This window comes from Mesorhizobium sp. CA8 (assembly GCF_020164955.1).
Taxonomy (GTDB): domain Bacteria; phylum Pseudomonadota; class Alphaproteobacteria; order Rhizobiales; family Rhizobiaceae; genus Mesorhizobium.
Genome location: NZ_JAIUHG010000028.1, coordinates 1 through 22,761 on the forward strand (window position 1 = coordinate 1; position 22,761 = coordinate 22,761).

The following is a 22,761-nucleotide window of genomic DNA, read 5'->3' on the forward strand; positions in this document are numbered from 1 at the left end:
TGCGACATCGTTGGCGCGAGCCACCTCGAAAGCGCAAATTTCAAGCCATGCCAAAGCTATCTTAGCGCATATGCCCTTGAGGGGGAGATGGCCGGCAGGCCAGAGGGGGTTTTCTCACGTAGGTCGTCGGCACCGCATCCCATCGCGCGACATGTTGGCGCCTCACGCGAAGCGACCCCCTCTATCGCCTTCGGCGACATCTCCCCCTCAAGGGGGGAGATTACGCTACACCGCAATCCTTGGCCGTCCCGATGCCACCGCGATCACATGCGCCTCGATGAACATGCGCTGGCCCTCGATGGTCGAGACCTTGAAGTCGGTGGCGATTTCGATCTCGGCGCTGTCGGTGCCGGCGTCTAGCGCGCGCTTGGCCGCGATCGCGCGCACATCGGCTTCGGCCGCTTCGATCGCTTTTCCCTCCTCGGTGAAATCGCGCACCGTCTGGCCCGATGCCAGCCTAAACAGGCCTTCCTTGGGCTGGCTGACGCGGGCCTCGGCCGAGACGCGCACCTGGCCGACGACGGCGCCGAGCGCGTTGGCGACATCGGTGTCTTCCGGCACGATGCAGCCATTGCCGATCAGCGGCGGCAGGCCGGCATAATGCAGCGGCGCCGAGGCGCCGAGGCCGATGACCGGGCGGTCGAGCGCGACGGTGAAGCGAGCGATGCCGGGATGGGCGTCGACGGCGCGCTGCACCAGCGCATGCGCGACGGTGGCGGCGCCGTCCAGCCCGTCCTCGGCGAAGGCGGTCTCCAAAATATATTCGGCCGACCAGCGGGTCAGCGTGACGAGCACGCGCTGCGAAATCTCCTCCGGCGTCGCTGCGATCGTCTGGCCGCGGCCGTCGCGGCGGCGGGCGAAAAGCTCGGCGCCGAGGCGGGCGGTGGCGGCGTGCCAATTGGCCTGCTTGCCCAGCACATGGGCGGCGTCGGACGGCGTCAAGCCCGAGATGTGCACCAGCCCGCGCGCGACCAGCCGGTTCAGCGTGGCGTTCTGCGCGTTGGAAGCGAGCAGCCGGTCGAGCGCCAGCGGGGTGGCGCCGATCGCCTCGTAAAGCTTCGCCTCCGGCCCGGTGAGACCGGCGGCGAGCCGGTCCGGCACGCCGGTGCGCAGAGCAAAGCGCCCGTCCATGCGGCCGGGATTGGGCGCTCGCAGCTGGCGCTCCAGCTCGGTGGTGACGGCCTCGCCATGCACCATGCCGGACAGCGCCAGCGGCACCAGGCGGCGCGGCCCAAGCAGGATCTTCGGGTCGAGCGCGCCGTCTTCCAGCGTCACTTCGGAGTCGCCGCCAAGGCCGAAGGTGCGCATGGCGACGGCCTCCACCATGGTGCGGAAGCCGCCGACAGTGGCGCCTTCCGGATCAAGCCGCGGCCGGCCGCCGTCGAGCACGGCGACATCGGTGGTGGTGCCGCCGATATCCGAAACCATGGCGTCGTCCAGCCCGGTCATGTGGCGCGCGCCGACCAAGCTGGCGGCCGGGCCGGACAGAATCGTCTCGATCGGCCGCTGGCGGGCAAACGCTGCCGACACCAGCGCGCCGTCGCCCCGCACCACCATCAGCGGCGCGGCGATGCCGCGCTTGGCCAGAAACCCTTCGGTCGCCGCCACCAGCCGGTCGATCATCGAGATCAGGCGCGCGTTGAGCAAGGTGGTGAGCGCGCGGCGCGGGCCGCCGAGCTTGGCGGAAAGCTCGTGGCTGGCTGTGACCGGCAGGCCGGTCTTGTCGCGGATGAGGTCGCGGGCCGCCAGCTCATGCGCCGGATTGCGGGTGGCGAAATAGGCGCAGACGGCAAAGCCCGATACCGAACGCCCAAGCTCCGGCAGCGCCGCCTCGAGCCCGGAAAGGTCCAGTTTTGCCGCATTGCCATGCACGTCATGGCCGCCGGGCAAGAACACCACCGGATCGGTGCCAAGCGCCGTCTTCAGCCCGTCGCGCGCGAGGTCGGCCTCGGAAAAGCCGATCATCACCAGCGCCACGCGCCCGCCTTGGCCCTCGACCAGCGCGTTGGTGGCCAAGGTCGTCGACATGGAGACGAGCTTGATGGCGGCCGGGTTGGTGGCGGAATCCTCCAGCACCGCGTCCACCGCGCCGGAAATGCCGACGGCGAGGTCGTGGCGCGTGGTGAGCGACTTCGCCTTGGCCAGCACCTTGCCCTTGGGCCCTTCCTCCGACCACAGCACCGCATCGGTGTAGGTGCCGCCGGTGTCGATGCCGAGGAAGAGGGGGTAGGGCTTGGCGGTCATGTTGCAGGCAGTCCGGGGCGAGGGCTTGTTGCGAAGCCCTTAGCCGATACCGGCGGATGGATAAAGGTTGGAAGGGTGGGCCAAGAGCGCTGGCGCCGGATCTTTATTGAGACGTCGGCGCGAGGCCCCCCTCTCTGGCCTGCCGGCCATCTCCCCCTCAAGGGGGGAGATCAGATGTCGCCGGCGCTTTCGCCAATTGCCAACGTCGCAAAGGGGGCGTCGGCGTTCAAGCTGCCAATCTCCCCCCTTGAGGGGGAGATGGCCGGCAGGGCAGAGAGGGGGGCCTGGCGCCGGCCTGCGCAGCAGTCCTTCAAGCGCCGGCGTTTCCTACTTCGCCGTGACGGTGCCCGTCATCGAGCTGTGGATCGCACAATGGAACGGATGCGCGCCGGCGGCCGATATCTTGACCTTGGCGCGCTTGCCCCTGGCGAGTTGGCCGGTATCGAAGGAACCGTCATCCGCCGTGGCGGTGTGCGTCTTGGAATCGGCGTTGGTGAAGGTCACGGTGTCGCCGACGGCGACACTGATCTTGGCCGGGTGAAACTTCATGTCCTTGATCTGCACCGTGTGGTTTGCGGCGAAGGCGGGCATTGCGAAGGCAAGCATGGCAGCGGTGAGCATGGTGCGCATGGTGGATTCCTCCTGAGAGTCCCCACCTTAAACTAAGGCCGGCGCGGCGTTTGTCATGCCACGAACCCCACTCTTTTATGCGATCCGTCACAAAACGGCTTGTTGGCCGAATGCCCGCAGCGGCAGAGGAAAACTTTTGTGGTGCGGGCGATTGTATGCCCCGTGCCGGTGACGATCTCCGCATTGCCTTCGACCTTGAGCGGGCCGTTGACGGTGGGCGTCACCGTCAACGGGCCGTCCCGCGCCTCCAGCACCTGCGCCTCCTTCAGCGGCGGCTCGCCGGTGGCGGTGAAGCCGGCCTTGATGTGGCTGTTGTCGCAGAACGGCTTGTTTTGCGACAGGCCGCAGCGGCAGAGCGTGGCGCGGAAGAGGGTCTCCTCGCCGAGCACGATCTCGGCATGCACCGCCAGCGGCCCGTTCTCGCGCAGCCGTACGGTGTTGACCAGCGGCGGCTTCTCCTGCGGCCCGCCATCCTTGCGGGTGTAGGTGATGGCGCCCGACGGGCAGTTTTCCGCCAGCGCCACGACCTGCTCGACGCTTGCCGCGTCAGGGTGGATCCACTCGCCCGGCGCGTTGGGCACGAAGACATGCGGGTTGCCGAGCACACAATTGCGCGAATGGATGCAACGCTTGCCGCTGAAAGAAACGTCGATCTTCTCGCCTTCGACCGTGCCTGCCATGTGGGTGGGTCTCCTGTTGGGTTGAGGCGAGGCTAGGGCGATGGTGAGAGGGGCGTCAAGCTGGCCGGATGACTACTTCCCCTTCTCCCCTTGTGGGAGAAGGTGGCTCGGCGCGCAGCGCCGAGACGGATGAGGGGTGCTCCAGCTTGGCAGGAACGCCGATGCACCGCTACCGCCAGGGTTGCAGACTCTCATCCCTTACATAGGCAATGATGGTGTCGCAGACCGCATCCAGCTCTTTCAGCACATCGTCGTTCCAGAACCGCAGCACGCGGAAGCCCCTGACTTTCAGCTCGGCATCGCGTTCCTGGTCATGGCGCGATTCCGCATGCTGGCTGCCGTCGATTTCGACGATGAGCTTGGCCTCGGCGCAAAGGAAATCCGCCACGAACCGACCAATCGGCACTTGCCGCCTAAATTTGATGTTGTCGAGACGACGACCGCGCAATTCCTGCCATAGACGGTCCTCCGCGTCGGTCGACTCACGGCGCATCGACCGAGCGAAATTTCGTTTGGCCGGGGTTACGGGTTGGTGGGGCATGGCGGAAGACTGGCTAACGTTGGTGACTTGAACACCTGGCGTCTCACTCCGCTGGAGCACCCCTCATCCGTCTCGGCGCTGCGCGCCGATCCACCTTCTCCCACAAGGGGAGAAGGAGAGGGCGCCCCTACTCCTCCAGGTCGATCTCCTCGGTCTGGCCGCCGCTGCAGGTGTAGCAGCAGTCCTCGCAGGTTTCCTTGTTGTTGGGGCCGACGCCCCAATAGGTTTCTTCATCGCCGTCGACCCAGGCGCCGTAGCAGATCTTTTCGCCCTCATTGCAGGAGATCGGCAATTGCTTGGTCTCGCCGTCGTCGAGATAGAAATCCTTGCCCTCGCCCGGCCAGACATAGTCGCGGTCCTGGCTGTAGAGCTCGACGCGCATGGCGTTGGGATGATTGTTCTTGATCTGGAAGGTAACGTCGCCGGCGTGAGCGGCGGGCGCGATTAGGACGGCAAGCGAAAGCGCGGCGGCAGCGCGGCGCGCGAAGATGATGGACATGAGAACCCCCGAGTCGAATCGGCCCCCTCGGCCGATGGCGCGATGATGGCATGGCGGACGCCGATGCCAAGGGGCGGCGGCGAAAATAGCTGAGAGAAATTGGCGCGACTTCCCCTTCTCCCCTTGTGGGAGAAGGTGGCTCGGCGCGCAGCGCCGAGACGGATGAGGGGTGCTCCAGCCTGGCAGGAACGCGTGCGCTTCACTACCGCCAAGGCTGCAAACTTTCGTCCCTCACGTAGGCGATTATGGTGTCGCATACCCCGTTCATGTCTTTCAAGACATCGTCGTTCCAGAACCGCAGCACGCGAAATCCCCTTGCCTTAAGTTCGGCGTCGCGCTCCTGATCGCGACACGATTCCGCGTGCTGGCTGCCGTCGATTTCGACGATAAGTCTGGCCTCGGCGCAGACGAAATCCGCCACGAAGCGGCCGATCGGCACCTGCCGCCTGAACTTGATGTTGTCCAGACGGCGGCCGCGCAATTCGTGCCACAAGCGGTCTTCCGCCTGTGTTGGCTCGCGGCGCATCGACCGGGCGAAATTGCGCTTGGCCGGGGTGACAGGTTGGTGCGGCATGAGGGAAGACCAGCCAATCCTGGCGCTAACTCAATCATCGGGCGCCTCACTCCGCTGGAGCACCCCTCATCCGTCTCGGCGCTGCGCGCCGAGCCACCTTCTCCCACAAGGGGAGAAGGGGAAGCGTCCCGCTACTCCGCCAGGTCCACCGTCTCGGTGGAATGCTCGGTGCAGATGAAGCAGCAGGTGTCGCAGGGCTGGTCGTTATCGGGGCCGACGCCGGCGGTGACGGAATCGTCGCCGTTCACCCAGGCGCCCCAGCAGATATGCTCGCCCGGCTCGCAGGAGATCGGCACGGATTTGCGCGCCTTCGGGCGGATGAGAAAGACCTTGTCGTCGCCCGGCCAGACTTTTTGGCTGTCGCGGCTGAACAGCTCGACTGCGACGCCGTCCGAGCGCTGGTTGCGCACGAACACCGACATGTCGGCGGCGAGGGCCGGGGTGCTGAGGAGAAGGAAGGCGAGCAGAGCGCGAATCATGGCGAGGTCCCCGGGGGAGTAGAGCACGGGTGGGCGCAAGGCGCGATCTCCCCTTCCCCCCTTGTGGGGGAGGGTGGCTCGGCGCGCAGCGCCGAGACGGATGAGGGGTGCTCCAGCTTGGCGAGGCCGTTCGTTGCAAGCGGCGCATTGTACCCAATCGCCGATGCCTCATTCCTTCCAACACCCCTCATCCGGCAGCTTCGCGGCCACCTTCTCCCACAGGGGGAGAAGGGAAAGTCAGCGCCTCACCACATGCGGCGCGAATGTCTTCACCGCGTCGACCATCTCCTCTCCCCGCACGTCGAGCGAGGAGATCTCCATATGCACGATGTTCCGGCCGAAAGGCATCAGGCCGAAGGCGTTGGCGGCGGAATAGCGGATGGCGTCGGGCGGCTCCTCGGTGAGCTCGAAATTGAGCATCGCCGCGCCCTTGCCGCCGGCGGCAAGCCGCACGCTTTTCACCTTGCTCCACGGCACCAGCACGTCGCCGGCGCGACTATCGCGGAAACCTTGGCTGTCCAAGATCACCTTGACCGAACTGTCGAAGGCGCCGCGAGCGATAAAGGCGCCGAGCCCCAGGCAGGCGACGCTAAGCAGCGCGATCCACAGCACATGCCCGCTGTTCGCCCCCGACGCCACGCCCTGCAGCGCGCCGAAGCCGAAGACGCCGCCGAGCAGGAATGGCCCGACGGCGGGCAGGATCTTTCCCGACGGGCTGTTGCGGAGTTCGAGCGGGGCGGGCATCGCCTTCGCGCTCAACGCTCGGCTTTGAGCAAAGTCCAGATCCAGCCGATGAAGGTCAGCACCAGGAACGGATAGCCGAGCGCCGGCAGCGGCGCCGAGGTGGGCAAAAGCGGCGCGCCCCACAGGATCATCAGGATCGAGACGGCGAACAGCACAGCGGCGACGGAGGCCGTGAGCCGCATCCACAGCGCGAAGGTGGCCTGCGCGCTGACCGTCACCAGCCCCGCCGCCCACAGCGCAATACCGCCGGCATAGGAAGGCACAGAGGCCTGCAGCCCCGCCGCATTGCCGGCCAGAAGCAGACTTTCGCCGGCCAGGAAAGTGAGGAAGCCGGCCGCGACGAGATCATTGCCGAGCCGCTGGTATTTCATCGTCAGCAACGCGGAGGCGACGACAATGCCGACGCCATCGATGGTCCACAGCGTCTCGCGCAGCGCGTCGCTCGCAACGAACGTGCCCGCCAAGCCAAACGCGCCTCCAATGGCGAGGCCGATCGCGGCGACGGTGTCCGAGATTGAGCGCATGTGACGTCTCCCCAAGCCGGGGAGAGGATACAACAGCGCCAAACGTTCTCAAAGATTGGTCGGGGCGGAGCGGGCCGAGAGTCGACCCTTTGAAGCTAACGGATGAGGATGCCGACGACCGACGCGTTCCAAGTCATGGTTGTCCGCTTGACTCTTGAGCAGATGATTACATTCTGGAATGAAATGCATTTCATCTACATCGACGATTCGACTGACCGCCCAGCGAATGTATTTTCTGCGCTGGCAATCCCGCACCGCCAGTGGAACACGGCGTTCGAATACATCAAGAAGTGGCGTATACATCTCAGAGATACGCATGGCGTCCCGCTTGGATTTGAGATTCATTCGACGGCATTTCTATCTGGTAGAGGAAGCGACGGAGCGCTTGCGCACCTGAGCAGACACACTCGTGCGCAGATATTTCATAAGCATTTCGAAGTGGTCGAATTCATGCATCGATGGGGTGTTCGGGTCTTTAACGTCTGTAATAATGACGACGATCAATATCGGGCGTTCGAGCGCCTGTTGAACCGCATTAACCGCACGATGGTAGCCTGGGATTCCTTCGCGCATCTAATCTGCGACGAAGGGAAGGAGCGGCAATACATCGCCATGGTCAGGCGTATGCGTGTCCACAATCCCATACCAAGTAATCAGGGCGGCTGGCCTGATGGTGGCGTTACCAAGAACATCCCGATTGAGCGTATAATAGAAGATCCGCAGTTTAAGAGCTCACAAAAGAGCTACTTTATTCAGGTTGCTGACGTTCTGGCGTTTGGCCTTCTAAGGCATGAATTGCCAACCGCAAAAGCACGGCAGCGTAGGATCCATAGATCGTTTGAAAAACTGGATCTGACTCTCACCAGAGAGTGCAACAGGCAGGATCCGCTCGGCATCATAAGATAGCGAAGGGCGGCGCCGATGTCTCGGCACCGCCCTTAAGCAAGACTTACCCCGGCTTCTACCACCGGCTCAGTCGAGCTCATATAACATAGGCTCTTATTCTTAAAAGGTCAATATGTTCAATAGCTTATCTGACTATTTATGATAAGTCATTGAAAATGAGTCGCTTTTCCTTGTGGCAAATCCATTGCCCAAGTGCCTCGTCCAAGTCCTGCGATCGGCTCCGGCTCACTTTTTGATTTTTTGCCGCGATAATCGGATCTTCCGGCTGGCGCATAACCTCCACCGCGCAGCTCCAGCGCGGCGCTGGCGGGGCGGCCTGCTGCCTCCGGCAGCTCCCCCCGCTTTCGAAGCCTGCCATCGATTCACCGGATCGATGGCTTGGCGCGCTGCGCGCGCCACCGGCTTCTCAATCGCCCATCTTCAGCGCCTGGATAAACGCCTCCTGCGGGATATCCACCTTGCCGAACTGGCGCATCCGCTTCTTGCCCTCTTTCTGTTTGTCGAGCAGCTTGCGCTTGCGGGTCACGTCGCCGCCGTAGCATTTGGCGGTGACGTCCTTCCTGAGCGCCGAGATGGTCTCGCGGGCGATGACCTTGCCGCCTATTGCCGCCTGGATCGGGATCTTGAACAGATGGTGCGGGATCAGCTCCTTCAGCTTCTCGCACATGGCGCGGCCGCGCTTTTCCGCCGCCGTGCGGTGCACCAGCATGGACAGCGCGTCGACCGGCTCCTCATTGACCAAGATCGACATCTTCACCAGGTCGCCCTCGCGATAGTCGGTCAGGTGATAGTCGAAGGAGGCGTAGCCCTTGGAGATCGACTTCAGCCGGTCGTAGAAATCGAAGACCACCTCGTTGAGCGGCAGGTCGTAGGTGAGCATGGCGCGTTTGCCGACATAGGAGAGATCGGCCTGGATGCCGCGCCTGTCCTGGCAGAGCTTCAGGATGCCGCCGAGATAGTCGTCGGGCGTCAGGATGGTGGCGCGGATCCACGGCTCCTCGATCGAGGCGATCTTGACCACGTCGGGCATGTCGGCCGGGTTGTGCAGTTCCTTGACCGAGCCGTCGTTGAGGTTCAGGCGGTAGACGACGGAGGGCGCGGTGGCGATGAGGTCGAGGTTGAACTCGCGCTCCAGCCGCTCCTGGATGATCTCCAGATGCAGCAGGCCGAGGAAGCCGCAGCGATAGCCGAAGCCGAGCGCGGCGCTGGTTTCCATCTCATAGGAAAAGCTCGCGTCGTTGAGGCGCAATTTGCCGACGGCGGCGCGCAGATCCTCGAAATCGGCGGCGTCGACCGGGAACAGGCCGCAGAACACCACCGGCTGCGCCGGCTTGAAGCCGGGGAGCGCCTTTTGCGTCGGGCGGCGGTCCTCGGTGATGGTGTCGCCGACGCGGGTGTCGGCCACTTCCTTGATCGAGCCGGTGAAGAAGCCGAACTCGCCGGGGCCGAGCTCGTCGACATTGACGCGGGCCGGCTTGAAGACGCCGGTGCGCTCGACGAGGTATTTTGCGCCGGTGCCCATCATGCGGATGGTCTGGCCCTTCTTCATCACGCCGTCGATGATGCGCACCAGGACGATGACGCCGAGATAGGCGTCGTACCAGCTGTCGACCAGCATGGCCTTGAGCGGTGCCGCGATGTCGCCCTCGCGCGGCGGCGGCAGCTGATGGACGATCGCCTCCAGCACGTCGGGCACGCCAAGCCCCGTCTTGGCCGAGATCAGCACGGCATTGGAGGCGTCGAGGCCGATCACCTCCTCCACCTGCTCGCGGATGCGCTCGGGCTCGGCCGCCGGCAGGTCGACCTTGTTCAGCACCACGACGATCTCGTGGTTGTTGTCGATGGCCTGGTAGACATTGGCCAGCGTCTGCGCCTCGACACCCTGGCTGGCGTCGACCACCAGCAGCGAGCCCTCGCAGGCGGCCAGCGAACGCGACACTTCATAGGCGAAGTCGACATGGCCGGGCGTGTCGATGAGGTTCAGCACATAATCCTCGCCGTTTTTGGCGCGGTAGTTGAGCCTCACGGTCTGGGCCTTGATGGTGATGCCGCGCTCGCGCTCGATATCCATCGAGTCCAGCACCTGCTCCTTCATGTCGCGCTCCTCCAGCGTGCCGGTGAGCTGGATCAGCCGGTCGGCAAGCGTGGATTTGCCATGGTCGATATGGGCGACGATGGAGAAATTGCGGATATGGTCGAGGGGCGTCGTCATGCGGCGGGCTTTAGCAGGGGCGGGGTTGAGGGGCAAGCGGCGGGGGTTTTTCCTTCTCCCCTTGTGGGAGAAGGTGGATCGGCGCGCAGCGCCGAGACGGCTTCCAGCGTCGCGATCCTTCACACCCCCCTCTGGCCTGCCGGCCATCTCCCCCGCAAGGGGGGAGATCAGATGTCGCGATCGCTTTCACCAATCGCCGACATTGCAGGAAGGGCGCCGACGACGAAGCTGCCAATCTCCCCCCTTGCGGGGGAGATGCCCGGCAGGCAGAGGGGGGTGCTGTCCCTCCAACATTGCGCACCGAGGCGCCCCAATCACAAACCGGTGAAGCTGTAACGAACCTCTCCACCCCGGCGAAATGGGAGCATGACCCAGTGGAGACTGCTTCCCATGACCGGATTGAAGACAAGCCTGCTCGCCGGCGCGATGCTTGCCGCCACGCTCGGCGCCGCTTCCGCGCAGCCGCTCACCGTGGTCGAGCTGTTCACCAGCCAGGGCTGCTCGTCCTGCCCGCCGGCCAATGCCAACCTGATCAAGGTCAAGGACCAGCCGGGCGTGCTGGCGCTGTCGTTCAACGTCACCTATTGGGACTATCTCGGCTGGAAGGACACTTTTGGCCGCAAGGAATTCACCGAACGCCAGGTGACCTACGAGCCGTCGCTCGGCCATGACGGGCCGTTCACGCCGCAAGTGGTGGTGAATGGCAGCCACGACGCCGTGGGCGCGGCACCGGGCGAGATCCAGAGCTTGATCGCCAACAGCAGCCGCGCGCAGGGGCCGGAGCTTTCGCTTGGGCAGGGCAAGGTCAGCATCGGCGCCGGCAAGGCGCCGGGCGGCGGCGCCGATATCTGGCTGGTGCGCTACACCAGAGGCGTCGTCGAGGTGCCAGTGGCGCGCGGCGAGAACACCGGCCGCACCCTGCCGCACGCCAATGTCGTGCATGCGCTCACCAAGCTCGGCAGCTGGAACGGCGAGGCGACGACTTTGCCGCTGCCGGTGGCCTCGGGTGGCTTGAGCACCGCGGTGCTGGTGCAGGGTCCGAACGGCGGACCGATCCTCGCCGCCGCCGCCAACTGACCTTTTTCCCCTTCGCGCGGGGCCGCATGAGCGGCAACGCTTCACCAGGGCCCGCATGCGCGCGCCAAACCCAAGGAGACTACCATGACCAAGTTCCTCACGCTGCCGGCGCTGGCCTTCGCGCTTTCCGCGTCCGTCTTCGTCGCCGGCGCCCGCGCCGACGACACGGCCAATGCGATGAAGCCCGCCAATGCGATGGCGACCGACGCCATGAAGCCGGCCGACGCCATGAAGCCGGCCGATGCTATGAAACCTGATGCGATGAGCACCGAGGCGATGAAGCCGGCCACGGATGCGATGAAGCCCGCCACCGACGCAATGAAGCCTTCGACGGATGCCATGAAGCCTGCGGACACCACCGCTCAGTAGGGTGAGCTGGCGATCCGCCTGCGTCGCCGGCCTGCGAGGCAATCGCACAGGGCAGCGCAGCCCCCTCTCCGTCTCGGCGCTGCGCGCCGATCCACCTCTCCCCGCTTTGCGGGGGCGAGGAAACGCCAATCGCCAAGGGCGCGGCCTTCGCAAGCCTGGGTTCCTCGCCCCCGCCAGAGGCGGGGGAGAGGTGGCTCGTCGAAGCCGAGACGGAGAGGGGGAGCGCCCTCGGCCATTGGCCGCCGCACGGCAAAGTGAGAACCGCTTCGCGGCTGCGTTCGTATATAATGGAGCGACAACAAGGAGACCCAACATGACCGGCATTGAAAAGAAAGCCGCGCAGCGGCCATTCCTTGCCAAGGGTGCGCTGGCGGCGCTGGTGCTCAGCGCGGCCGCGGCCATCTTCTGGCAGAGCCCGGCCCGATCGGCCGAGGACGCGGTGGTGATCCCGCCGCCGGCTTTGGACGAAAAGGCTGCGAGCGGCACCGAAAAGGCGATCTTCGCCGGCGGCTGCTTCTGGGGCGTCCAAGGCGTGTTCCAGCACGTCAAGGGCGTGAGCAAGGCCGTCTCCGGCTATACCGGCGGCAGCGCCGAAAACGCCGTCTACGAAGTGGTCGGCACCGGCCGCACGGGCCACGCCGAATCCGTCGAGATCACCTACGACCCGTCGAAGGTCACCTATGGCCAGCTCCTGCAGGTCTATTTCTCGGTCGCGCACAATCCGACGCAGTTGAACTACCAGGGACCGGACCGGGGCACCCAGTACCGCTCGACGATCTTCGCCGAGAATGACGAGCAGAAGAAGGTGGCCGAGAGCTACATCACCCAGCTCGACAAGGCCAAGGTCTTCCCCAAGCCGATCGTCACGACGATCGAAACCGGCAAGACCTTCTACCCGGCCGAGGATTACCATCAGGACTTCCTGACGCTGAACCCGACCTATCCTTATATCGTCTACAACGATCTGCCCAAGATCGAAAATCTGAAGGCGCTGTTCCCTAAGCTCTACAGCGAGAAGCCGGTGCTGGTGCTGGCCTCCAGCAAGAGCTGAGGAGGAGAGCCGGCCAGTTCCTGGCGCACGGATCTTCGTTAGATATCGGCAGCTGACATGCCTTGCGATTGGCGAAGCCCTCAGTCTCGTCATTCCAGGGCGAAGCAGCCGCGAAGCGGCGTCGCGGAGACCCTGGTATCCATTACGTAACCCTGATCGTAGAATGCAGCGGAGCAGAATTCTGCACCGCAGCAGCGCTCTTAAGTCACGGAATGGATCCGCGGGTCTGCGCGCGTCGCTTCGCTCCTTGCTCCGCCCGTGGATGACGAGGTTCGGGCGGCTTCCGCCAATCTCCGGCGCCGGTGCTGATCGCCGGGTATGTCTGCCCGAAACCGGGAGAAAGACGCGCCCACTGTCCAGAACTGTCAGCAGCAGCGTCGATTCCAGTTGCGCCGGACAACAGCCGACCTATATCAGGTCACCTTTTCCAGCCGGCCGTATTTCAGCATGTCATCCATCATCTCGATCTCCGGTGTCACGAAAACTTATGCCACCGGCTTCAAGGCGCTGAAGGAAATCAATCTCGACATCGAGCGCGGCGAGATCTTCGCGCTGCTGGGGCCGAACGGCGCCGGCAAGACGACGCTGATCTCGATCGTCTGCGGCATCGTCAACCGCTCGTCGGGCACTGTCACCGTGAACGGCCACGACATCGGCCGGGATTACCGCGCGGCGCGCAGCCTGATCGGGCTGGTGCCGCAGGAACTCACCATCGATGCCTTCGAGACCGTCTGGGCGACGGTGAACTACAGCCGCGGCCTGTTCGGCAAGGCACCCAACAAGGAGTTCGTCGAAAAGGTGCTGCGCGACCTCTCGCTGTGGGACAAGAAGGATTCCAAGGCGATCACGCTGTCGGGCGGCATGAAGCGCCGGCTGATGATCGCCAAGGCGCTGTCGCACGAACCGCGTGTGCTGTTCCTCGACGAGCCGACGGCCGGCGTCGACGTGGAGCTGCGCCAGGACATGTGGGCAATGGTCCGTCGCCTGCGCGAGGAGGGCGTCACCATCATTCTCACCACGCATTACATCGAGGAAGCCGAGGCGATGGCCGACCGCGTCGGCGTCATCAACAAAGGCGAGATCATCCTGGTCGAAGGCAAGGCCGAGCTGATGCGCAAGCTCGGCCGCAAGCAGATGAATCTGGAGCTGCGCGCGCCGCTTGCCGCCGTTCCGGACAGCCTGTCGCACTATTCATTGGAGCTGTCGGACGACGGCAACCAGCTCACCTACACCTATGACAACCAGAGCGACCGTCCGGGCGTCGCCTCGCTGATCCGCGACCTCGAGGCGGCCGGCGTCCAGTTCCGCGACCTCGAAACCAAGAACAGCTCGCTCGAAGAGATTTTCGTCAATCTTCTGAGGCAAGAGCCATGAACCTGCGCGCTGCCCCCAATTTTCGCGCTGTATGGGCGATCTACCGGGTGGAGATGGCGCGCGCCTTCCGCACGGTTCTGCAGAGCATCATCTCGCCGGTCATCTCGACATCGCTCTATTTCGTCGTCTTCGGCTCGGCCATCGGCTCGCGCATCACCGAGATCGACGGCATCGCCTACGGCGCCTTCATCGTGCCCGGTCTGATGATGCTGTCGCTCTTGACGCAATCGATCTCCAACGCCTCCTTCGCTATCTATTTTCCGAAATTCGTCGGCTCGATCTACGAGCTCCTGTCGGCGCCGGTCTCCTATCTCGAGATCATCATCGCCTATGTCGGGGGTGCCGCGACCAAGTCGGTCATACTCGGCCTGATCATCCTGGCCACCGCGGCGCTGTTCGTGCCGCTCAGGATCGAGCATCCGTTCTGGATGATCGCCTTCCTGGTGCTGACGGCGGTGACCTTCAGCCTGTTCGGCTTTATCATCGGCATCTGGGCAAAGACCTTCGAGCAGCTGCAGCTGGTGCCGCTCTTGATCGTCACGCCGCTCACCTTCCTCGGCGGCAGCTTCTATTCGATCCACATGCTGCCCGGCATCTGGAAGACAATCACCCTGTTCAACCCGGTCGTCTACCTGATCAGCGGGTTCCGCTGGAGCTTTTACGGTAAGGCGGATGTCTCGGTCGGCGTCAGCCTCGGCATGACGCTGGTGTTCCTGGCCATCTGCATCGCGATCGTCGCCTGGATATTCAAGACGGGATACCGGTTGAGGAACTGACGAGTTCCTCGCCCCCGAAGTGGGGAGAGGTGGCCCGGCGAAGCCGGGACGGAGAGGGGAGGCCTGCTCTAAATCGCCTTCAGCAGCCGCAGCAGGCCTAGCATCTCCATGAAAGTCCCTTTGCGGAACGCGATATAGGTCGGCTCCTCGACGCCGTGGAAGCGGCGCTTGAAGGCCGCCTGACCCTGCAGGTTGAAGCGCGAGCGGTTGACCCAGGGCGAGTTGTAGGCGCGCTGGAAGGCGCCGCGCCAGAAGCTCGATTCGGCAAAGCCGCTGGGCTCGATATCGAGCAGCGGCGAAAGGCCGAGCGTCACCTCGGAGATGCCTTCCTCGCGAAATCGGTCGACGGCGAATTTGGTCAGGCCGATCTCGGCATGCGGCGTGGCGTCGGTCTGCTTGCGCTTGAAGGAGGTGGTGTAGCCGATGACCTTGCCGTCGCGGAACAGTGGGTCGAAGTCGAGGATGGCGAGAAGCCGGCCCTCAGGGCTGTGCAGGAGGAAGCGGCGCATGTCGACGCCGAGCTCTTCGGAAAAGCGGCGGTTGAGGAAACCCATCTCCCAGCGCTTGATGATGCGCTGCTTGCGCCAGTCGGCGGAAAGCTGGACGATCTCCTCGTGCAGCCCGTCGCCCCTGTCCTCGGCGATGGTAAAGCCCTTCTTCGTCAGCCAGCGTTGGGAATAGCGCACGGTCTCGTTGCGCTTGCCGGAAAAATCATGCGCCGGCAAAACCAGCCTCGTATCGATGCCGAGGCGATTCACCATGTAGCCGAGGCCGGCGAGCACCTTGGCCGTGTCGGCGCCGATCTGGACGAACCAAGGGCCGCCGGCGGCTTCGACGAAGCGCTTGATATAGGCCGCGCGATCCGCCGGATCGACCACCGGATCGCCCAGCGCGAAATGCCGGCCCATCTTGGTGCCGAAGGCGATATAGCCGTCGCCATCGCTGAAATAGGCCAGTTTCTGCTGCACGGCCGTCGAATAGGCCAGCGAGAAATCGCCGTATCGGCGCACCAGCGCCAGGCGTTCGGCATCCGTCAAGTCGCGCCGCGGAACCTTGGGCGCCACAGCGTCGAGAAGCCTGTCGAAATAGATGCGCAGGGGCGCCATGAGCTCCGCGTGCCAAGAAGTGATGACCTGCCGCCCTCAGGTCGCGAATCGCTGGCGACCGCTGCCGGCCGCGTGCGTCAACGCGATATAGGATGCAATTGACCGCGAATGAAGGGCAAACGTCCGAAGGCGGTGCTGTCACTCATCGGCTGCCGCAACGGATATGCGAAAGATCGCCTTGACATTTCCATGCATTGTTATATATCAAGTTATCAATATGCGACGAGGCTGCTATGGAAGACGTTCTCCGATCCCTCGGCTTTCTCTGCCTCGGCAGCCGGATGAAGCGCATAGGCGAGCAGTTGCAGGCCGACACGCAGCACGTGCTCGACCGCCTGGATGTGCGCATCCAGTCGAGCCAGTACCCGTTGCTTGCCGCGCTTGACAGGCTGGGCCGGCTGCCGGTCGGCGAGCTGGCCCAATCCTTGGGCATCGCCCAACCCGGCGTGACGCGCAGCGTGGCGCTGCTTTCCGAGCTGGGCCTGGTCGAGGTCAACCCGTCGGAAGACGATCAGCGGCGCAGGATCGTTTCGCTGAGCCGCAACGGCCGGCATCTGGTCAACCAGGCGAAGCGGGAGATCTGGCCGAGCATCGAGAATGCCGTGGCGGATGTGTGCGCCGATCTTTCCGGGCCGCTGCTTAGCCAGCTTGCGGCAATCGAGGATCGCCTGGCCGCAACGCCGCTCCATCGCCGCGCCGAAAATGCCAGGGTGGCCGCGTCATGAAACATGTTCTCGACCGCCCCATCTGGAGCGCGCTTGCAACGCGGCACCAGACCTTCGCCGAGGGCGGCGCCCTTGCCCGACGATATCGCCCGTCGATCGTGCCCTTCGCCGCCACTGCGGCTGACGATGTGGACAGCCTGCGGGCGCTGGCCGGGCTTCTCCCGCCGGGCGAAACAGCCGTCCTGGTCCAGGCGCATGAGATCGCCCTGTCGCCGGAAATCTCCGCGATCTCCGCAGCGCCGCTGGTGCAGATGGTCGCCGAAGCGCCGATGCCCGCGACGTCCGATGAGCGCATCCGGCAGCTGACAAAAGACGATGCCGAGGAAATGCTGGCGCTCGCCTCGCTCACCAAGCCCGGCCCTTTCACGCTGGAGGCGCTGAGCCTCGGCGATTTCTGGGGGATCAAGATCGACGGCAGGCTGGCGGCAATGGCCGGCGAGCGTATGAAGCAGTCCAGATACTCGGAACTCAGCGGCGTGTGCACGCACCCGGATTTCCGCGGCGGCGGCCTTGCCCGCCTGCTGTCGGTGTTCGTGGCCGGCCGGATCGCGGCACGCGGCGAGGTTCCATACCTGCACGTCTATGACAGCAACGAAGCGGCGATCAGGCTTTACGAGTCCATCGGCTTCCGCTTGAGAAGCAAGATGAACATGGCCATGGTTCAACGCGCGGAGTGACGAAAGGGAGGATTTGATCGAAATCTTCCCTCTCGACGCCTCAGCTACAAGAGGTCACACCGCGATCTTGCCGCCGCCCTGCTTCGTAATCGCAACGACGGACGGACGCACCGGCATGTCCGGCTTGAAGTCCGGCCAGCGGGTCGACGGATCCTCGTAGTAGGAGGGGCGGCCGAACCCTTCCCAGTCCTCGCCGCCATCGCCCGGATGCTGCACGGCGACGAAAGCCGTCTGGTCGTCGGGCGCGAAGAGCGGACCGCACATTTCGGCGCCGATCGGCACGCGGAAGAACAGCTTCGACGTTGCCCGCGCCGCACCCTCGGTGTCGACGGCCCAGAGGCCGTCGGTGCGGCCGGTGGCCTTCGGACCCTGGCCGTCGGTGGCGACCCACAGGCGCCCGGCGGAATCGACGGCGCAATTGTCCGGCATGCCGAACCAGCCATGGGCGGTGGTCGCCGTCGAGAAGGTGGCGCCGACATCGGCCACGGAAGGATCGCCGCATTTTAACAGCACTTCCCACTTGCCCTTGGTTGCGGCGAAATCGCCGCCGTCCTCGACGATCTCGATGATGTGGCCGAAGGCATTGTCGGCGCGGGGATTGGCGGCGTCGACCTGCTCGGCCTTGCGCTTGGAATTGTTGGTCAGCATGACATAGACCTTGCCATTGCCGGCATTGGGCTGGATGTCCTCCGGCCGGTCCATCTTGGTGGCGCCGAGCAGGTCGGCGGCGCGCCGCGTCTCGATGAGAACGTCGGCTTGGGAAGCAAAGCCGTTCTCCGCCGTCAGCGGCGCCTTCCCGAACACGATCGGCATCCATTCCACCGAACCGTCCTCGGCGAATTTGGCGACATAGAGCGTGCCGTCGTCGAGCAGGTTCATGTTGGCAGCGCGGTCGTTGGGGTTGAACGTGCCGGCGGTGACGAATTTGTAGACATAGTCGAAGCGCTCATCGTCGCCGAGATAGAAGACGACGCGGCCGTCCTTGGCGACGATCGACTCGGCGCCCTCATGCTTGAAGCGGCCCATGGCGGTGCGCTTTCTAGGCACCGAGTTCGGATCGTTGACGTCGACCTCGACGATCCAGCCGAAACGATTGGGCTCGTTCGGCTCCTTGGCAAGGTTGAAGCGGTCGTAATGCGCGCCCCACTCATAAGCGCCTTCGGGGATGCCGAGGCGCTTGTAATTGGCCGCTTCCCTGTGGCCCTCCGGCAATTCGCCCGAGAAATAGCCGTGGATGTTCTCCTCGGCCATCACATAGGTGCCCCAGGGCGTGACGCCGCCGGCGCAGTTGTTGAGCGTGCCGAAGACCTCGGTGCCGGACGGGTCGGCATTGGTCTTGACGCGGTCGTGGCCGGCGACCGGGCCGGACAGCGCCATCTCGGTGGTCGACGTGATGCGGCGGTTGAGCTTGCCGTCGCGCACCACCTGCCACTTGCCGTCTTGCTTGCGGATCTCGACGATGGTGCCGCCATGCGCGGCCATCTCGACATCGACCTGCTCCTTGGAAAGCGGCGCGACCTCGGCCTTCTTCTTTCCGTCCTTCTCCACGATCGAAACGATGCCGGGGAACATCAGATGCGGATTGGTGTATTCGTGGTTGACGACCAAAAGGCCATGCTCGGCCGAGCCGTCGATTGGGATATAGCCGACATAGTCGTTGTTGTAGCCGAACTGTTTGGCCTGGGCTTCGGCGGACTGCTTCAGCGGGTCGAACTCCGGCGAATCGGCAAACAGCGGATCGCCCCAGCGCAACAGCACGTCGGCGTCGTAGCCGGGCGCGACATGGTGCTTGTCGTCGATGCCGGCTTCGAGCTCGTCGAACTTGAAAGCCGAGGCTTCGGCGGCGCGCGCCTCGTCGGCGGCGACGAGCGCCAGCGGGCTGACGGTGGCGGCGATGGCCGAGACAGCCAGCGAGCCCTTCAGGAAGCCGCGGCGCGAGAAACGCGCGGCGATGATCTCGCCCATGGTGTGGTTGTCGGTATGATTGACGGGCGGGCCGCCATTGTCCTCGAGCTGGCTGGTGCGGAAGCGGGTCTCAGGGGTCAGGGTCATAGGCTGTTCCTCTGGCTTCTTGAGGTGGCTGGGATTTTGGCCCTTCGACCCCTAAAGCGCGCCGATCACATTTTCGTGACATCATCGCGATTGAACCGCAATGGCTGTTCGCCGGCTGAGCAGCGGCGGCCGGCTTGGGTCCTCGAAATGGGCGAACGATCGACCGCGATCGGCTTGACGGCCTCGCCCGCTTCGGGAAACAAGGGCTGCGCAGGCGTGGCGACGGCACTTGAAAAGGGGATGGCGGGTGAGTTTCTGGGGACTGGCGCAGCTCGGCATTTCGACCGCGATATTCCTGCTGGCGGCGATGGCGGCCAAGCAATGGGGGCTGGCGCCGAGCTTGACCAAGCTGCTTCTGACGCTGGCGCTCTACTCGGCCGGCAATCTGATCATGCTCAGGCTGGTGCGCGAATTCGGCATGTCGGTGTCGTTCAGCCTGTCGGCGGTGATCCAGCTGGTCGCCGTCAATGTCGTGGCGATCGCCTTCTACGGCGAACGGCTCAATGCCTTGCAGGCGATCGGCATGGTGCTGGCGGTCGCCGCCGTCGCGCTGATCACGCTCGGGCCCTATATTCAGCGGCTGTAGCTGGACCCGAGGGCCCGAATGAAATCGACCGCCAACGCGCTCCTCAACAGGTTGGAATTCCCGGTGCTGCTGGCCGGGCTGGTGATCGCCGGCGGGCTGTGGGGCCTGGTGGAACTCATGGAGCTGGCGCGCGCCACGACCCCGCACGCCTTCGACACGGAAATCCTGCTCGCCTTCCGTCATGCCGGCCAGCCGGACAGCCCGATCGGCCCGCTTTGGCTGGAAGGCGCGGTGCGCGACGTCACCGCGCTGGGCAGCACCGCTGTGCTGGTACTGATCACGACGGCGACCATCCTCTATCTGCTCTTGATCCGCAGACCTTCGACAGCGCTGTTCATGTTCGCGGCGGTGGCCGGCGGGCAAGTGCTTTCGAGCTTGCTCAAATTCGAGGTCGACCGGCCGCGGCCCGATCTCGTCTCGCATCTCGTCAACGAGACGTCGCTGTCCTTTCCGAGCGGCCACGCGATGCTGTCGGCGGTAACCTATCTGACGCTCGGTTCCTTGACGGCCCGCTTCCTGCCGGACCGCAGGACGAAGGTCTTCGTGCTCGGCCTCGCGGTGCTCACCACCGTGCTGGTCGGCGCCAGCCGCGTCTATCTCGGGGTGCACTGGCCGTCCGATGTGCTTGCCGGCTGGTGCGCGGGCTTTGCCTGGGCCATGCTGTGCTGGCTCGCGGCGCGGCTGCTGCAGCGACGCAAGGTCGTTAAGGATAGCGAATAACCGATGTCTCATCTACATTAAATGACGCTTGAAACATCACTATGCTTGTATTATACATTGATATCGCAGACTCAGACCAAGGTTCTGGCCGATGATCACTGCTGCGCAGATGCGCGCCGCAAGGGCGTTGGCCGGTATCGACCAGCGAACGCTTGCCGAGCGCGCCGGCGTTTCGCTTCCGACGATACAGCGTATGGAAGCGAGCGAGGGCGTCGTGCGAGGCGTCGTTGACACGCTGATGAAGGTCATCCATGCCCTCGATGAGGTCGGGGTGGAATTGATCGGCGAGAACCAGACCAGCGAACGCGGCGGCAGGGGCGTGCGCCTCAAGGCCACCGTGGCGCAGAACCCGCAGGGCTGAGCCGCAACCGCATCCGCCTCGGGAACCGCTACCGGTTTTCGGGCAGCGATGCGGCGTCGCAACGGTTTATCGCGACGGCGACCGCCGACATCCAGCCGACGATCCCGCCGCCCTGTGGAGCGGAAGCAGTTCATGGATCAGGCGCGGCGGGCAATTCACCACCAAGCACGGCCGACCTTCGCCGAGCTGTTCACACCAAAGCTGGTGACGGTGCTGCGCGAGGGCTACCACCTCAAGCAGCTGAGGGCGGATGTGATCGCCGGCCTGACAGTCGCCATCGTGGCGTTGCCGCTGTCGATGGCGATCGCGATCGCCTCGCATGTGGAGCCCGAGCGCGGACTGTTTACGGCGATCATCGGCGGTTTCATCGTCGGCGCGCTCGGCGGCAGCCGTTTCCAGATCGGCGGGCCCGCCGGCGCCTTCATCGTGGTCGTGGCCTCGACGGTCGACCGGCACGGTGTCGACGGGCTGATCCTGGCAATGCTCATGGCCGGCGTCTTCCTGCTCGCGGCCGGGTATCTCAGGCTCGGCGCCTATGTGAAGTTCATTCCGTATCCGGTGACGGTGGGTTTCACCGCGGGCATCGCCGTCATCATCCTGTCCAGCCAGTTGCACGACCTGTTCGGCCTGACGCTGCCGGGCAAGGAGCCAGGCGACCTGCTTCCGCGGCTTATCGCGCTCGGCAAGGCGGCCCGGACGGCAAATCCGGCGGCCATTGGGCTCGCCGCGCTGACGATAGGGATCATCGTGGCCATGAAGCTCAGGCGCCCTTCGTGGCCGGGCCTCCTGATCGCGGTGGCGGCGGCCTCGCTGGCGACGACGCTTCTCGGCCTTCCCGTGGAGACGATCGGAACGCAATTCGGCGGCATTCCGCGGATGTTGCCGGATCCGACTCTTCCGGCGCTCGATGTGCAGAAGCTCGTCTCCGTGGTGCCCGACGCCATTTCCTTCGCGCTGCTCGGAGCAATCGAATCGCTGCTTTCCGCCGTGGTCGCGGACGGTATGACCGGCCGACGGCACCGCTCCAACTGCGAACTGGTGGTACAGGGCATCGCCAATATCGGCTCGGCGCTGTTCGGCGGGATCTGCGTGACCGGACTGATCGCGCGCACGGCGACCAACATCCGCGCCGGCGCGTATGGACCGTTGTCGGGAATATTCCATTCCGCCTTCCTGCTGCTGTTCATGCTGGTGGCTGCGCCGCTTGCCAGCTACATCCCGCTGGCGGCGCTTGCCGGGGTGCTGGCCACGGTGGCCTGGAACATGGTGGAGAAGCCCGCCTTGCTGGCGCTGATCCGATCGTCCTGGGGCGACGCCCTGGTGCTTCTGGTCACCTTCGGACTTGTCATCTTCCGCGACCTCACTACCGGCATCGTGGTCGGCTTTGCGCTGGGCGCTCTGCTGTTCATCGGGCGGATGGCGCGTTCGGTCGAGGTGGAGGCACATGTCCCGCCGGTGACGGAGGACCGCGCCGACGCCGCAAATGGCGCGCGCGTTGCCTATGACCTCGCCGCCGCCACCGATCCGGATACCGTCATCTACCGCATATCGGGGGCGTTCTTCTTCGGCGCTGCGGCAACGATCGCGACCGTGCTGGACCGTATCGCCGACCAGCGCAGGAACTTCATCCTCGATTGCTCGGCGGTGCCCTTCCTCGATTCGACCGCGGCAAACGTCATCGGAAGCACCGCGAACAACGCAAGGCGCGCCGGAGGACGCTTCATCATCGCGGGCGCCTCGTCGCAAGTCAGGCGCACCCTGATAAGCCATGGCGTCAAGCGGCCGCTGGTGACCTATGCGGCGTCGATCCGGGACGCGCGGGCGCAGCTGGACGGAAAAGCGGAGACGGCGTAG

The 22,761-nt window shown here is 64.6% G+C and carries 24 protein-coding genes; 12 read left to right on the plus strand and 12 right to left on the minus strand.

Translation table 11 applies throughout. The features are described 5' to 3' along the window. Positions 1-225 precede the first annotated feature (225 nt). From LB553_RS24895 to LB553_RS24935, 9 genes are all read right to left on the minus strand, one after another. On the minus strand, positions 226-2,244 hold the full coding sequence (locus LB553_RS24895) for a hydantoinase/oxoprolinase family protein (protein WP_224517078.1): 2,019 nt from the start codon (positions 2,242-2,244) through the stop codon (positions 226-228). A 327-nt stretch (positions 2,245-2,571) separates the two neighbouring features. Then, positions 2,572-2,874 carry a cupredoxin family copper-binding protein gene (locus LB553_RS24900; RefSeq protein ID WP_224517080.1) on the minus strand — a complete coding sequence of 101 codons (303 nt, stop codon included), beginning with the start codon at positions 2,872-2,874 and terminating at the stop codon, positions 2,572-2,574. Positions 2,875-2,927: 53 nt separating this feature from the next. Continuing rightward, on the minus strand, positions 2,928-3,554 hold the full coding sequence (locus LB553_RS24905) for a CDGSH iron-sulfur domain-containing protein (RefSeq protein ID WP_224517082.1): 627 nt from the start codon (positions 3,552-3,554) through the stop codon (positions 2,928-2,930). A 169-nt stretch (positions 3,555-3,723) separates the two neighbouring features. Continuing rightward, the gene (locus tag LB553_RS24910) at positions 3,724-4,095 is read right to left on the minus strand and encodes an endonuclease domain-containing protein (RefSeq protein WP_224517084.1); all 372 of its coding nucleotides are present in this window, start codon (positions 4,093-4,095) and stop codon (positions 3,724-3,726) included. Between the two features lie 127 nt (positions 4,096-4,222). Beyond that, positions 4,223-4,594, minus strand: coding sequence for a hypothetical protein (locus tag LB553_RS24915; RefSeq protein WP_224517086.1), 372 nt, complete (start codon positions 4,592-4,594; stop codon positions 4,223-4,225). A gap of 202 nt (positions 4,595-4,796) precedes the next feature. Further along, positions 4,797-5,168, minus strand: a complete 372-nt coding sequence (locus tag LB553_RS24920) for an endonuclease domain-containing protein (RefSeq protein ID WP_224517088.1) — start codon at positions 5,166-5,168, stop codon at positions 4,797-4,799. Positions 5,169-5,299: 131 nt separating this feature from the next. Continuing rightward, a complete protein-coding gene (locus tag LB553_RS24925) occupies positions 5,300-5,647 on the minus strand; it encodes a hypothetical protein (RefSeq protein ID WP_140633290.1) in 348 nt (115 codons plus the stop codon). Positions 5,648-5,884: 237 nt separating this feature from the next. Beyond that, positions 5,885-6,391: a hypothetical protein gene (locus LB553_RS24930; protein ID WP_224517090.1), complete on the minus strand. Its 507-nt coding sequence runs from the start codon at positions 6,389-6,391 to the stop codon at positions 5,885-5,887. A gap of 11 nt (positions 6,392-6,402) precedes the next feature. Continuing rightward, complete coding sequence (locus LB553_RS24935; protein WP_224517092.1) at positions 6,403-6,915, minus strand: hypothetical protein; 513 nt, start codon at positions 6,913-6,915, stop codon at positions 6,403-6,405. 108 nt (positions 6,916-7,023) lie between these two features. Here LB553_RS24935 and LB553_RS24940 point away from each other — a divergent pair, with 108 nt between their 5' ends. Further along, positions 7,024-7,821 carry a DUF3800 domain-containing protein gene (locus LB553_RS24940; protein WP_224517094.1) on the plus strand — a complete coding sequence of 266 codons (798 nt, stop codon included), beginning with the start codon at positions 7,024-7,026 and terminating at the stop codon, positions 7,819-7,821. A gap of 406 nt (positions 7,822-8,227) precedes the next feature. Here LB553_RS24940 and lepA read toward each other — a convergent pair whose 3' ends face one another. Next, positions 8,228-10,033 (minus strand): translation elongation factor 4, encoded by a 1,806-nt coding sequence (gene lepA / locus LB553_RS24945; protein ID WP_095769428.1) that lies wholly within the window; start codon positions 10,031-10,033, stop codon positions 8,228-8,230. 390 nt (positions 10,034-10,423) lie between these two features. On the opposite strand from lepA, the gene LB553_RS24950 reads away from it, so the two are divergent. The 5 genes from LB553_RS24950 to LB553_RS24970 all read left to right on the plus strand — a co-directional run bounded on the left by LB553_RS24950 (position 10,424) and on the right by LB553_RS24970 (position 14,680). Next, the gene (locus LB553_RS24950) at positions 10,424-11,110 is read left to right on the plus strand and encodes a DUF1223 domain-containing protein (protein WP_224517096.1); all 687 of its coding nucleotides are present in this window, start codon (positions 10,424-10,426) and stop codon (positions 11,108-11,110) included. Positions 11,111-11,194: 84 nt separating this feature from the next. Beyond that, on the plus strand, positions 11,195-11,479 hold the full coding sequence (locus tag LB553_RS24955; RefSeq protein ID WP_224517099.1) for a hypothetical protein: 285 nt from the start codon (positions 11,195-11,197) through the stop codon (positions 11,477-11,479). A gap of 313 nt (positions 11,480-11,792) precedes the next feature. Beyond that, positions 11,793-12,530 carry a peptide-methionine (S)-S-oxide reductase MsrA gene (msrA, locus tag LB553_RS24960; protein WP_224517100.1) on the plus strand — a complete coding sequence of 246 codons (738 nt, stop codon included), beginning with the start codon at positions 11,793-11,795 and terminating at the stop codon, positions 12,528-12,530. 447 nt (positions 12,531-12,977) lie between these two features. Beyond that, complete coding sequence (locus LB553_RS24965) at positions 12,978-13,904, plus strand: ABC transporter ATP-binding protein (RefSeq protein ID WP_224517102.1); 927 nt, start codon at positions 12,978-12,980, stop codon at positions 13,902-13,904. Then, positions 13,901-14,680 (plus strand): ABC transporter permease, encoded by a 780-nt coding sequence (locus LB553_RS24970; RefSeq protein ID WP_224517103.1) that lies wholly within the window; start codon positions 13,901-13,903, stop codon positions 14,678-14,680. Before LB553_RS24965 ends, LB553_RS24970 begins: the two co-directional genes overlap by 4 nt. Before the next feature lie 68 nt (positions 14,681-14,748). On the opposite strand, the gene LB553_RS24975 is transcribed toward LB553_RS24970, so the two are convergent. Continuing rightward, positions 14,749-15,786 carry a phosphatidylglycerol lysyltransferase domain-containing protein gene (locus LB553_RS24975; protein WP_224517105.1) on the minus strand — a complete coding sequence of 346 codons (1,038 nt, stop codon included), beginning with the start codon at positions 15,784-15,786 and terminating at the stop codon, positions 14,749-14,751. 233 nt (positions 15,787-16,019) lie between these two features. Between LB553_RS24975 and LB553_RS24980 the strand changes: the two genes are divergently transcribed. Beyond that, positions 16,020-16,511 (plus strand): MarR family winged helix-turn-helix transcriptional regulator, encoded by a 492-nt coding sequence (locus LB553_RS24980; RefSeq protein WP_224517107.1) that lies wholly within the window; start codon positions 16,020-16,022, stop codon positions 16,509-16,511. Further along, positions 16,508-17,188: a GNAT family N-acetyltransferase gene (locus LB553_RS24985; protein WP_224517109.1), complete on the plus strand. Its 681-nt coding sequence runs from the start codon at positions 16,508-16,510 to the stop codon at positions 17,186-17,188. Before LB553_RS24980 ends, LB553_RS24985 begins: the two co-directional genes overlap by 4 nt. Positions 17,189-17,242: 54 nt before the next feature. On the opposite strand, the gene LB553_RS24990 is transcribed toward LB553_RS24985, so the two are convergent. After that, positions 17,243-19,240 (minus strand): PhoX family protein, encoded by a 1,998-nt coding sequence (locus tag LB553_RS24990; protein WP_224517111.1) that lies wholly within the window; start codon positions 19,238-19,240, stop codon positions 17,243-17,245. Positions 19,241-19,487: 247 nt separating this feature from the next. Between LB553_RS24990 and LB553_RS24995 the strand changes: the two genes are divergently transcribed. From LB553_RS24995 to LB553_RS25010, 4 genes are all read left to right on the plus strand, one after another. Further along, positions 19,488-19,826 carry a hypothetical protein gene (locus LB553_RS24995; RefSeq protein ID WP_224517112.1) on the plus strand — a complete coding sequence of 113 codons (339 nt, stop codon included), beginning with the start codon at positions 19,488-19,490 and terminating at the stop codon, positions 19,824-19,826. Positions 19,827-19,844: 18 nt separating this feature from the next. Beyond that, the gene (locus LB553_RS25000) at positions 19,845-20,546 is read left to right on the plus strand and encodes a phosphatase PAP2 family protein (RefSeq protein WP_224517115.1); all 702 of its coding nucleotides are present in this window, start codon (positions 19,845-19,847) and stop codon (positions 20,544-20,546) included. Between the two features lie 91 nt (positions 20,547-20,637). Then, the gene (locus LB553_RS25005) at positions 20,638-20,907 is read left to right on the plus strand and encodes a helix-turn-helix domain-containing protein (RefSeq protein WP_095770123.1); all 270 of its coding nucleotides are present in this window, start codon (positions 20,638-20,640) and stop codon (positions 20,905-20,907) included. A gap of 132 nt (positions 20,908-21,039) precedes the next feature. Continuing rightward, positions 21,040-22,761 carry a SulP family inorganic anion transporter gene (locus LB553_RS25010; RefSeq protein WP_224517117.1) on the plus strand — a complete coding sequence of 574 codons (1,722 nt, stop codon included), beginning with the start codon at positions 21,040-21,042 and terminating at the stop codon, positions 22,759-22,761.